The organism is Bifidobacterium sp. (assembly GCF_022640935.1).
Lineage (GTDB): Bacteria > Actinomycetota > Actinomycetes > Actinomycetales > Bifidobacteriaceae > Bifidobacterium.
The window spans coordinates 22,428-33,914 of record NZ_JALCCV010000024.1; the positions used below are offsets into that span (position 1 = coordinate 22,428).

Genomic DNA, 11,487 nt, shown 5'->3' on the forward strand with positions numbered 1-11,487 from the left:
GCGGAACGCGGCGAGCGGCGAGCCGTTCCGGAGCGGTCCCCAAGAGGAGGTTCGATGATCGAGCACGCAGACGGCGAGGCCCGTCATGAATTCGATCACCCAGCGCAACTCGCTGACGGAATGCCTGATGAGGCTTCTAACGGACGAGATTGCGGGGTTGAATCGCCGAAACCAGCCGATTCGAACGCGCTAGGCGGATCATCAACGAAATTGACAGGGGTCGAGAAGCGCTGGATCGTCTATGATGTCGGCAATTCGGCTTTCGTGCTGCTCTCCACCGCGGTGGTGCCGATCTACGCGAATTCGCTCCTCCGCGCTGCAGGGAGGACCAACATCGTGTCGACATGGGGTTATGCGCAGACCATCGTCTCGATTGTCATTGCGCTGCTCATGCCGGTGCTCGGTTCGATCGCCGACATACAAGGGATGAAGATCCGCTTCTTTATCGGCTTCTTCGGCACCGGAGCCGTAGCTTGCTGCGCGCTGGCCATGCCGCTGTCATGGCTGCCGTTCCTGATCCTGTACATGCTGTCTGCCATCGGTTTGAACGGTTCGCTGACCTTCTATGATTCGATGCTCATCGACACGACGTCCAACGAGCGGATGGACAAAGTCTCAGCGCACGGATATGGCTGGGGCTACGTCGGTTCGACGGTGCCGTTTATCCTGTGCGTCGCGCTGATTTTCGCAGGTCCTCAGGCTTTGGGATGGAACACGGCGGACTGCACCAGGGCTTCGTTCATCATCACGGCGATTTGGTGGGTGGCATTTACCATTCCGCTCCTGACCGGCTACAAGCAGACCCATTACCGTACGACCGTCGATCGCATCGGCTCGGCGGCGCGAAGCACCTTCTTCGAGCTCGCCCGCACCTTCGGCAGAATCCTGAGGAACAAGCCGCTGTGGATGTTCATGCTCGCGTTCTTCTTCTATATTGACGCTGTCAACACCGTGATCTCGATGAGCACCTCCTACGGCACGCAGCTCGGCATCGATTCGACGCAGCTGGTGACCGCGCTGCTGGTCACCCAGTTCGTCGCCTTCCCTTGCTCGATATGGTATGGACGGCTCGCCGGGCGTTTCGGTACGAAAACGATGATCATGGTTGGCACGATCGCCTATCTGCTCATCGTGTTCTTCGCCGCGTTCTTCATGCGCACGGCCGTCGATTTCTGGGTGCTCGCCATCTGCGTCGGCATGTTCCAGGGCGGCATCCAGGCCCTGTCGCGCTCGTATTACAGCAAGATCATCCCCAAAGATCACGCGAACGAATACTTCGGCTTCTACGACATCTTTGGCAAGACCGCCTCGATCATCGGCACTTTCCTCGTTGCCACCGCCACTTCGCTCACCGGCAACGCCTCGATGGGCGTCCTCTCCATCGCCGCCTTGCTGGTTGTCGCTCTCGTGCTGCTCGCCCTGCAAAAAGACCTGACCAAGCAGTAGACAAACAATTCGGCAAAAAGTATGCGAGTGTACCTGCATTTGCGGCTATGCGCGTAAAACGTCATTGGGAAAGAGCTGGACGCTCGGCAGCGGTCTTTCAACCGCCATTGTTCGTGCTGGTCGCATCTATTAAGCAGATTTCGCCTGAATCACAACGAGGACACCATGGCGATTGGAGAACAATTATTACGAATTGGCGGAACTCCGCCATTGTGAGTCGGCGTGTTTCGGCTGTCTACTTTCACACCTGCTTAATAGACGAAAAATCTGCTGAATAGATGATTTGAAACGGGCCATATCGGTCAGACGTTCTGACATTGTGCTGCGTTTTACACGTATTAAGCACTTTTTCGTCTATTAAGCACTTCGCCAAGTATCGCCGATGTTCAGCAATATTGCAAACGTTGATATACCGCCTTTTCATGAGTATTCGAAAACCTGTGGAACTGCAGATTCGCCTCCGGCAGGCCCGAATCTGCTTAATAAAAATCGGACGGCGCTAAGCTAACGTATATGGCATTGCATATGGCAGCAGGGGATTAGGGGCGCAACCGGTATCCCATGACTATTTCGCCGTCCTCGACAGCGCCGGTCGCCACGAAGCCCGTCTTGGCATAGACGTGCTCAGCCATGGCATTGCCGGGCACATAGCAGAGTTCGAGGGCATCGAACCGGCCGCTTGACTTCGCCTCATCGATGACGAGGCGAAGCGTTTGCGTTCCATATCCTTTGTTGACGAACGCATCAGGAATCAGTATGCGCCAAATGTCAAGGATCCTGCGCGCGTAATCTGCATGCGTCATCACGAAGCCCACCAGAGTGTCGTCATGGTATATCGCACGGGGTTCGACGGTGTGGTCGTCCCGATACAGCCACGCCTCGGCGAGCGATACGCTGTTGTCCGCGACATACTCTTCGTTTGCGGGCCGTTTCAGTTTGAGGATTTCATAAAAATTATGCGCGTCAATGAGTTCGAGATGAAGCATGGTTCCCTAGGTGTCGTACTGGCTTTATCCTCTCAATGATATGCATAGATTTCTTTTAGCATAATCATGCTAATCTCCTAATGAAATTGGCCGATATGACCGAGCATCAGGAAAGGATCAGGCCGGTTTCGGATCTGCGCAATAATTTCGCCGATATTTCGAAAACGGTTCATGATATGGGCGAACCGGCGTTCCTGACCAAAAACCGCCTTGGCGACATGACGGTGCTGAGCATGGAAGCCTACGGGAGGTGCAGCGCGGCAGTCAGGCGTATTCACAGCTGCTCGAGGCGGAGCACCAGGCTAGGGCGGTCAGGCGCCGGTTCGGTATCAAGGATACATTGACGCTGTGCAAGGACGCCATCGCCGGAGCCTCAAATATATGACGTCGCCGGGCTTTCCTTGGCTCTCGCTGATATGAGCGATGCCGTTCGCTATATCGCGGCCGCTCTCGGTGGTCCGAAGGCCGCCAATCGTCTTGCGGATGCCTTCAAGGCTGCGGCTGCCTCCTTGGCCGAGTATCCGCATTCACGGTATTCACACTGCGTGCACGCTCTTATTCGCCCGTTTGCGCAGGAATACCGCAGAGTAGTGGTCGGCATACCTGATGCTCTGCCGCGTTGACGAGCCTTCGTGGACTGATGTTGCGGCAGCAGTGATGTATGCGCGTCGCGATAGCGCCAGGCATCTTTTTTAGGGGGAGCAGACAGAGCCCTCCACCCTGTAGCGATGAAGGTGCGAGTCGATCGCACATGATTGTGGGCCTGACGATTCAATAAATCGTCAGGCCCACAATCATTAGTGGAATTTTAGCCCCGATAGCACCTTGTTTGTCACAGTGGAACTGTCGGCATGAACAAGAAAGAGCCGACATTTCCGCCGCCGTGACTCAGAGGCCTTATAGATCTTCCGGTTTCACGTAGCCTTTGCGCACGGCGGCCGCGAGCGGCTGCGGCACCTGCATGGCTTCGCCTCCGGGCGTGCGCACGGTGACGAACTGCGGGGCCTCGGCCTTCCATTGCGAGCGGCGTGCATGGGTGTTGGCCCGTGATGTTTTGTACTTTGGCAGTGCCATCAGCCTTGCCTCGCCTTCCAACGTGGATTTTTCTTATTGATGACGTACAGGTGGCCTCTGCGGCGCACGATGGACGAGCCATCCTTGTGCGCCATGGAGCGAATCGAGGCTTTGACTTTCATGAGGTTATCCTTTCGGATCGATGATCATTAAACCGATGGGGAGCAGCGTGCAGGTCAGCCTTGCTTCTGCCTCTGCGCCTTGTCGCGCCTGCCGTAGCGGGCTCTGAACTTCTGCACCTGGCCTGCGGTGTCGAGCACGACGTTCTTGCCGGTGTAGAAGGGATGGCTGTACGAGGAGACTTCCACGTTCACCAGTGGATAGGTGTTGCCGTCTTCCCATTCGATGGTCGGCAGCTGTGCGGCCTTGGCCACGAGCGTCGATTTGGTGAGGAAGGAGCGGTCCGCAGAGCGGTCGTGGAAGACGACGTAGCCGTATGCTGGATGGATGCCGGATTTCATATGATTCCTTGGTTTGTCGATAGTGGTTCTGACGATTCTTGATTCGTGGGTGCACGGCGGCACCCGCCGGCTAAGGTCGTACGATTTGAGGCGGGCGGTGGCACGACGATGAGCGTCGGCACAATGCGCACGGATCACCAGCTGGACTTGGTGACCCCTGGCAGCTCGCCGCGGTGGGCCTTCTCGCGCAGGCTGATGCGTGAAAGTCCGAATTTGCGGTTGAATGCGCGCGGACGCCCGTCGATGCTGTCGCGGTTGCGCAGCCGCACCGGGCTGGCGTTGCGAGGCAGCGCCTGCAGCTTGCGCATGGCCTCCTCGCGCTCTTCGGCGCTCAGATGCGGGTTGACGCTGTCGCGTTTGTATTGGGCGCGGCGCCCGGCGTATTGGGCGACAACTTGTTCACGTTGCCGCTCCCGATAGATCTTGCTGGTTTTGGCCATGCTGATGTTTCTCGTTTTCTGATGCTGGTTGATGGATAGTGCCTAGTGGTTGGTGCCTAACGGCACCGAGATTCGTTGCCCGTTGGCGGGACGCTATATCTCTGCATGCGTTTGTTCTCAGATGTTCGGCATGAGCTGCCTCAGCGGGTTTCGCGGAAGATCACGCGCCTGCGCACAATGGGGTCGAACTTGAGCAGTTCGAGGCGGTCCGGCGTGTTCCGCCGGTTTTTCGTGGTGGTGTAGGTCGAGCCGGTTCCTGCGGTCGAGCGCAGGGTGATGACGGGTCGGAGCACCGAAGCCTTGTTGGCCATGGCTTGTCCTTTCTTTTCTGAAGGTGTCTTTGCGCAGCTGCGCAGCTGCGAAGTTGCGCTGTGCTATCGGTTTGCGAAGTTTTGATACTAAGGCGTGGACGCCGCCGAGATCCTGTCAATTGCCGGCAAGCGAACGCCAAATGGCTCGTCTATGCAGTCTCGCCGGTCAGCGAATGCTCTTGGAATCGAGGTATCCCCTGGCATGCGCCCGAACAAGCGCCGCCTCGATGCCGATGCGGCTGATGGTCTTGATGCCTTGTGCGCTGACGGTCAGCGTGACGTGGCGCCGCAGCGAAGGCACCCAGTAGCGTTTGCGTTGCAGGTTCGGCTTGAAGGTGCGACGGGTTTTGCGGTGCGAGTGGGATACGTTGTTGCCGGTTGAGACATGCGTGCCCAGAATTTGACATTGTTTGGTCATATCTGTCAATATATCAAATGAGAATCGTTATCACAAGTTGAAAGGATGTCATGTCTGATTTTTTGGTATCGCACAGGGACGCAGCGCAATGCGCAGCAGACGCAAAGCGCGCGGCGCAGCTCGATGTCGTGCTGCTCACCGGAGCGGATCGGCTGTCGTTGGATTCCGTGGCATTTTCGCTGATGGACACTTGCGAGGGCGTGATCGGCATTACATACGACGTACGTGTCGGCGACGGGTCGATCGATCCAGACGAGACCATCGATCCCGAGCAGCCGAACCCCGGAACGACAGTATTGCGCGGCGTAAGCATGCCGATTGAGTCCGGGCTGCGCAGCTCGGACTCGCACGCATGCCCCATGAGCGACTGCTGCCTAACTTGCACCGTCAAACATGATGCGGCTAGAACGCTTGAACGCTTGCAGGGGCGCTCCGGAATTGTGCTCATCTCGCTGCCGATAGGCGTCGAGGGCACGCCAGTCGCGCAGTACCTCGATGATTTGTTCAGCCTCAACGAGTGGGGCGCGGGTATGCGCATCGCGACCATTGCCAACGCGGTAGGCCTCGACGAATTCGAGGAGCGCTTCTTCGACGACGAGCCGCTGTGCCTGTCCGGCGCCAGCGAGGAAGACGGAGTCTTCGATGCGCGATCCACCGGTGCCGTAGTTTCGCGTCTTATCCGCGAGGCCATGCATGTGCTCGAGCTTCCCGTGGTCGGTGCCGGTTGTCTGGCGCGTCACGTCGACGCCGCAGGCGACTGCCGCTGCCGAGATATCATCCGTGCGATCGCCGACAGCCAGACCACAGTGTACGAAGACGCCCATGAGATCACATTGCGTGACTTGGCTGCGCCAATACAAGAGCTCGCTGTTTCTTGAGAATGACCGTGTTTTGAAAATAACTGTCTTCCCGATGAGTGCCCTGAGTATGATGAGCTAGTCTGCGGGCACGGTATTTGCGCATTGCTCGTCAATATTCTTCGGGGGCTTGAGCTGCATGCTTCGGGCCGCGCTTGGCTGCGCGGCATCGCTGAAGCCGGTTTCACGCAGCACGCCGAGCAATTCTCGCATGTCGGCCAGCGCGGAGCGGCCGCGGGTCCCGATGTCTGTGAATGCCGAGGACAGCTCCTCGGGCGAAGGCTCTTGGCTGCGCGACTCATAGTCGTCGAGCATGTGCAGTCCTGCGACCGCCTGATCGATCACGCCGGTCAAGGTATGCGTGACCTCGGATTGAATGGATGCGCTGATGCGGTCGCGCTCAAGATTTGCGGCGAGTACCTTCTGCTGCTCGCGTTCCGCCCGCAATGCCTCTTCGCGCGTTTGGAGCACCAGCGCGTTCGCGCCGCTGGAACGCGCCCAACGGGCAAGCGCGATAGTGGCGACGCACAGGATAGCTACGATCATGCTGAATCCGGCACCGATGAACAGGTCTCTAAGGCCGGAACTCTCGTATTGCCCCTTTCCGCGAATGTTGAGCAGGGCGTTGATGATCGATTCGTATCCGTGATAGCCGATTGTGATCTTCACCCCGACAAGCGCGGAATTGATGCCAACTGCCGCCCAGACCCAACGCCGGGCGCGCTCTGTGCCATACAACGTGACCGAATACAGAGAGAGCAGGGCAAAAACGTCCATAACGGTCGCAGAAGGAATGAACAGAAGCATCAATGCGCAGAGCGTCGCGACGCATGCGGCGCTGAATTCGGGTGTCTGCCGGCGCAGCGCCAGCGGCAGGAGCAGCAGAAGCGCCAATGCCGCGGTAAGCTTCGGATCATCGTAGCCTGCGGCATCGGAGAATATCGAAACAAAGACGATGACGATGATCAGCAGCGTGCTTATGGCATCGACCATGAGATAGTGGCGTTCCGTCCATTGCGACAGTCGCTCGACCCAGTTGAACTCTCCGCCGTGTTGTGGGCCGGCCTGTCGTAAGGGCTTGGAATGCAACAGTTGCATGACGTCGACCAGGCGCGTTCTGAGCACGATAGGGATGGGAACGCTGGTGCTGCCGTGTTCATTAGTGGCAGTGGCATTGGCGTCGCCGGCATCTCGCGATCTCGACGCCGGCAGCGGACGGGAGCCAGCGGGGAAATCGTCTGGGCCAGTTGGATCCAGATGAATTGAACTATGGGATCGATCCGAATTGAGGCGGGTCTTATCCATTGGGAATTGAGGTGTATTCCGCCCGATATGCAACGTCGCCAGATCGCTGTCATGCGATGTCGCCTGATTTTGGCCAGACGCAGCCGCAGCAGATACTGCAAGGGTTGCGGCGGTGCCGTGCGGGGAATCCAACCGGTCGAGCGTCTGGTCGTGCCGCAACGGCTGGATCCGCAGGTTTCGGGTATCCTTCAGCCATTCGGTATCGATCGACCGCTCAGCACCGCGCACCGGCAAATGCGCAGTTGCATTTGCGCCTGTCCGTTTTGATTCTCTTGCACATGGCAGAAACGCCCGCACCTCGAATCCGCCGCCGATCCGTGGTCCGCATGACAGCGTGCCTTGCGCCGATTCGACACGTTCGCGCATCCCGATCAAGCCATAGCCGGGCTGATGGCCGTCCAAAGAAGCCCCGGCCCCGCGCCCATTGTCGCATATCGATATGGTGATGCCATGCTCAGACCACTGTTCCTCGATCTGAACGTCCGCCTGCGGGCCGGCATATTTTCGCACATTCGTCAACGACTCCTGCACGATGTGGTACAGCGCGCCACTCGCCACTGGCGCGAGCAATTCTGGAGTCGCTGTTCCAGTGATTCGGCGTGTGAAACGCCTATCGGGAGAGGCGGCCTGAGCCTGATCAAGCAATGATCCGATATCAGCGTAATCGGCATGCGACGAACCTCCCAGCATGCCGAGCACCCGGCGCATGTCGTGCAGCGCGCGCTCGGATTCATGGCGAATCGTCTCCATCGTGACGCGGGCCACTGCTGGATTTCGTATTCCGGCGTAGCGCCCGGCGTCGGATTGCACGATGATGATCGACAGAGTGTGCGCCACCACGTCGTGCATGTCGCGCGCGATGCGGGCGCGCTCGGCGAGTGCGGCGATATGCCGTTCCTCACCTTCGCGCGCCTCGATGGAGGCATTGCGCTCGCGCAGCAGAACGATGGTGGTCAGCCGCGCTCGGGTCCAGTATGCGATGACGATGATTGAACCGAGGCATATGCCGATTCCCGCGCCCACTACGGCCGCGGTCTGCCCAAAAGACCGCAGGCAGGTCAGTGTGCCGTTGGCCAGGCAGGAACGCGTGGAGGCGCTATGCAGCGGACCGATGGTCGACAATGCCATCATCAGCGCCGCCAAGGCGCCCATGATGAGAGCCAATACAATGAAACGTCGTGTATTTTCCGGCTTGCCGTAAACGATCGCCGAATAAAGCATGACCATCGCCAGCGCATCACTGAGCACCACTGCGGGGCCAGCTACGAGCTGCACGGCGCAGATCGCGGCGAAAGCGAGTGCGGCGGCCTGTGGGCGCCATCGGCGGAACAGCACCGGAACCATGAGCGCAAGTCCCCACAGCGTCTGAACGGTCTGCCCGTAAGAAGCCAGGAGACCCGCCGTGTCGGACAGCGACCCGCTGATGGCGATGGTGAACAGGCAACCCAACGCGAGCACGATGTCGGATGGGCGGATGTACCGCCGGCACCATGCGCCGAATCGTGCAGCTGAGTTCATGGTTCAAGGCTAGCGCGCTTGAAACCCCGAAGCCATCGTGCTGGCGGATGATGCTGCGGTCGGTGCGGCTCGGTAATTGGAGACCGCGCGGCTCGCGCGATTGCAGCAGGCTGCGGGTAGGCTCATGAGCCGTGGCCTGAGCGAGATGCGAAGGCCTATGGAACGACGGTAACGATGGGAGAGTACGGCTATGACACTGCTGCATGAGTATTATGTTCCGGGAATGCACGTCGAGGAGCATTCGATCGCGGTGCCGCTCGATTGGTCGGGCACAACGCCTGGGGCCTCTGCCCATGTGGCGGCGGGGGAGATGGCGGACTCTCTCGCACTGTTCTACCGTGTGCTCAGCGCGCCCGAACATGCGCATGACACTGATTTGCCGCTGCTGGTCTATCTGCAAGGAGGTCCAGGCGGAGCGGGGCCGAGGCCGCTCGGTCCGTCGAGCGATGGCTGGATAGCCGAAGCGATCAAGCATTTCCGCGTTATTCTGCCCGATCAGCGCGGCACTGGGCGATCCTCGCGCATCGACGGTCAGGTCATGGCCAGGTTCGAGCGGCCGGAGGATCAAGCGGCATATCTCAAACGTTTCCTCGCCGATTCGATCGTGCGTGATTTCGAGCATCTGCGGCGCACCGAATTCGGCGCCGCGCCTTGGGTAACGCTCGGCCAGAGCTACGGCGGATTCCTGACCCTGACCTATCTGTCCCTGTTCCCGCAAGGGCTTGCGGCCAGCTTCACCTGCGGCGGCATACCGCATGTGCCGGCCGACGCGCGCGAGGTTTACGAGCATACGTTCCCGCGCATGGCAGCCAAAACGCGGCAATATTACGAACGTTACCCCCAGGATCGCGATCGGGTCGCGGCTGTAGCCGACCGGCTTGGACACGCAGATGCGGCAGCGCAGCCGCCACTCCCCAAGCTGCCCAATGGCGACCCGCTGAGCATCGAGCGCTTGCAGGCTTTGGGCGGCGGCTTCGGCATGAAGCCAAGCTTCGAGCGAGTCCATTGGATCTTCGACAGCGCCTTCCTCGATGGCGACGGCGAGCCGGGCGGCCAGTCCCCGCTGTCTGAGGAATTCCTGGCGGCCGTGGGATCGGCCACGGCTTCAAGCCCGCTGTATTGGCCGCTGCAGGAGTTCATCTATGCCGACGGCGAGCTGGAACAGCCGATCAATTGGGCCGCGCAGCAGGTGCGCGACGAGCACTCCGAATTCAGCACCCGGCAACGGCCGCTGCTGTTCACCGGCGAAGCGATGTTTCCATGGATGTTCGAGCAGGAACGCGCACTGCGGCCTTTCCGCTCCGTGATGGATGTGCTCATGGCGGATACGCATTTCGGCACGATCTACGATATGGGGCAGCTGGCGCGCAACGAGGTGCCGTTGCAGTCGGTGGTCTACTATGACGATATGTATGTCGACTCGGGCCTGCAGCTTGATACCCTGTCGCATGTCGGGCGTTCGCATTATTGGGTCACCAATGAGTTCGAGCACGACGGTCTGCATGGTGACGCGGTATTCCGCAAGCTCTACGGCGAGGCGCTTGACCGCGGAGACATGGCTAGGTTATTCCAGTGATTAACATGGGCATCATCCGCATGATCGATATAGCTGCGGGCAGAACGACCATCGTCGTCGAGAACGACAATATGCAGTGACACGACAGATCCGCACGCTGATGCGGATGAAAGGAATACGCATGGACAAGCCTGTCATCGGATTCATCGGATATGGCAATATGGCCCAGGCGATCGCCCAAGGGCTGGTCGGTGGCGACGTGGTGCCGGGGGAACGGATCGTGGCTTGCGCCGGGCATTTCGACAAGCTTGAACGCAATACGGCGGCCATCGGCGCGCAGGCCAAACGCACTGCTGCTGAAGTCGTCGAGGCCGCCGACATCGTGGTCGTCGCGGTCAAGCCTTATCAGATCGAAAGTGTGCTCGGCCCGGTAGCGGGGCAGTTCAAAGGCGGCAAGCCGTTTATCGTGTCCATAGCCGGAGGCTGGGAGCTTGGACAGTACCGTGAACTGCTGGGCAAGGGAGCGCATGTGCAGTGCGCGATTCCCAACACGCCCATCGCCGTAGGCAAGGGCATCATGGTCACCGAGGAGGCGAATACGCTCAGCGACGAGGACCGGCAGACCTTCGAAGCGGTATTTTCTCCGATCGCGCAGATCGAGCGTGTCGACAGCGAGCATCTGGCCATCGCCACCGACATCGCCGGCTGCGGACCGGCCTTCACCGCCATGTACATCGAGGCGCTTGGCGACGCCGGCGTACAGCACGGCCTGCAGCGTGAGAGCGCTTACCGCCTTGCCGCTGCAATGGCCGAAGGCGTCGGCGCACTTTACCTGGCCACCGGAACCCATCCTGGCGCTATGAAGGACGCTGTCTGTTCGCCCGGCGGCTCGACCATCCGCGGCGTCGTGCAGCTGGAGAAGGACGGTTTCCGAGGCACAGTCATCGAAGCCATTAATGCCATAGAGGCGTAAAACTTCAGACTCGTACGCAACCGCAAATTCCGGGTAGTGGATTCCAAATTGCTCTCTGCACCAGGCTCTGTGCCATTTATTAAGCAGTTTGCCCGCCGACAACCTCTGCCTGCGGCAATATGCGCCCTTGCTGTATGCGGGCAACGGCGGAATTTCAACGGTCTCGCGAACCGCAAAACGTA

At 59.4% G+C, this 11,487-nt stretch carries 13 protein-coding genes; 5 read left to right on the plus strand and 8 right to left on the minus strand.

Annotated elements, in window-relative coordinates:
- Positions 1-120: 120 nt before the first annotated feature.
- Positions 121-1,446 carry an MFS transporter gene (locus LKG04_RS06660; RefSeq protein WP_434734891.1) on the plus strand — a complete coding sequence of 442 codons (1,326 nt, stop codon included), beginning with the start codon at positions 121-123 and terminating at the stop codon, positions 1,444-1,446.
- 539 nt (positions 1,447-1,985) lie between these two features.
- Here LKG04_RS06660 and LKG04_RS06665 read toward each other — a convergent pair.
- A complete protein-coding gene (locus LKG04_RS06665) occupies positions 1,986-2,432 on the minus strand; it encodes a GNAT family N-acetyltransferase (protein ID WP_291762158.1) in 447 nt (148 codons plus the stop codon).
- Between the two features lie 416 nt (positions 2,433-2,848).
- On the opposite strand from LKG04_RS06665, the gene LKG04_RS06670 reads away from it, so the two are divergent.
- Entirely contained in the window at positions 2,849-3,055 is a 207-nt protein-coding gene (locus LKG04_RS06670) for a hypothetical protein (protein ID WP_363301010.1), read from the plus strand.
- 274 nt (positions 3,056-3,329) lie between these two features.
- Here LKG04_RS06670 and rpmF read toward each other — a convergent pair whose 3' ends face one another.
- The 6 genes from rpmF to rpmB all read right to left on the minus strand — a co-directional run bounded on the left by rpmF (position 3,330) and on the right by rpmB (position 5,136).
- Positions 3,330-3,506 carry a 50S ribosomal protein L32 gene (gene rpmF / locus LKG04_RS06675; protein WP_291762163.1) on the minus strand — a complete coding sequence of 59 codons (177 nt, stop codon included), beginning with the start codon at positions 3,504-3,506 and terminating at the stop codon, positions 3,330-3,332.
- A complete protein-coding gene (ykgO, locus tag LKG04_RS06680) occupies positions 3,506-3,628 on the minus strand; it encodes a type B 50S ribosomal protein L36 (protein WP_291762165.1) in 123 nt (40 codons plus the stop codon). The genes rpmF and ykgO overlap by 1 nt, the downstream gene beginning before the upstream one ends.
- Positions 3,629-3,682: 54 nt before the next feature.
- Positions 3,683-3,967, minus strand: a complete 285-nt coding sequence (locus LKG04_RS06685; RefSeq protein ID WP_291762167.1) for a type B 50S ribosomal protein L31 — start codon at positions 3,965-3,967, stop codon at positions 3,683-3,685.
- Between the two features lie 134 nt (positions 3,968-4,101).
- Positions 4,102-4,407, minus strand: a complete 306-nt coding sequence (gene rpsN / locus LKG04_RS06690; protein ID WP_291762169.1) for a 30S ribosomal protein S14 — start codon at positions 4,405-4,407, stop codon at positions 4,102-4,104.
- A gap of 140 nt (positions 4,408-4,547) precedes the next feature.
- Positions 4,548-4,718: a 50S ribosomal protein L33 gene (gene rpmG, locus LKG04_RS06695; RefSeq protein ID WP_291762171.1), complete on the minus strand. Its 171-nt coding sequence runs from the start codon at positions 4,716-4,718 to the stop codon at positions 4,548-4,550.
- Between the two features lie 166 nt (positions 4,719-4,884).
- Complete coding sequence (gene rpmB / locus LKG04_RS06700) at positions 4,885-5,136, minus strand: 50S ribosomal protein L28 (protein ID WP_291762173.1); 252 nt, start codon at positions 5,134-5,136, stop codon at positions 4,885-4,887.
- 50 nt (positions 5,137-5,186) lie between these two features.
- Here rpmB and LKG04_RS06705 point away from each other — a divergent pair, with 50 nt between their 5' ends.
- Positions 5,187-6,014, plus strand: coding sequence for a hypothetical protein (locus LKG04_RS06705; protein ID WP_291762176.1), 828 nt, complete (start codon positions 5,187-5,189; stop codon positions 6,012-6,014).
- 57 nt (positions 6,015-6,071) lie between these two features.
- Here the strand turns inward: LKG04_RS06705 and LKG04_RS06710 are convergent, their stop codons facing one another.
- Complete coding sequence (locus tag LKG04_RS06710; protein ID WP_291763495.1) at positions 6,072-8,816, minus strand: sensor histidine kinase; 2,745 nt, start codon at positions 8,814-8,816, stop codon at positions 6,072-6,074.
- Between the two features lie 190 nt (positions 8,817-9,006).
- Here LKG04_RS06710 and LKG04_RS06715 point away from each other — a divergent pair, with 190 nt between their 5' ends.
- A complete protein-coding gene (locus tag LKG04_RS06715) occupies positions 9,007-10,392 on the plus strand; it encodes an alpha/beta fold hydrolase (RefSeq protein ID WP_291760304.1) in 1,386 nt (461 codons plus the stop codon).
- Between the two features lie 121 nt (positions 10,393-10,513).
- A complete protein-coding gene (gene proC / locus LKG04_RS06720; protein WP_291760306.1) occupies positions 10,514-11,305 on the plus strand; it encodes a pyrroline-5-carboxylate reductase in 792 nt (263 codons plus the stop codon).
- The last annotated feature ends 182 nt before the right edge of the window (positions 11,306-11,487 follow it).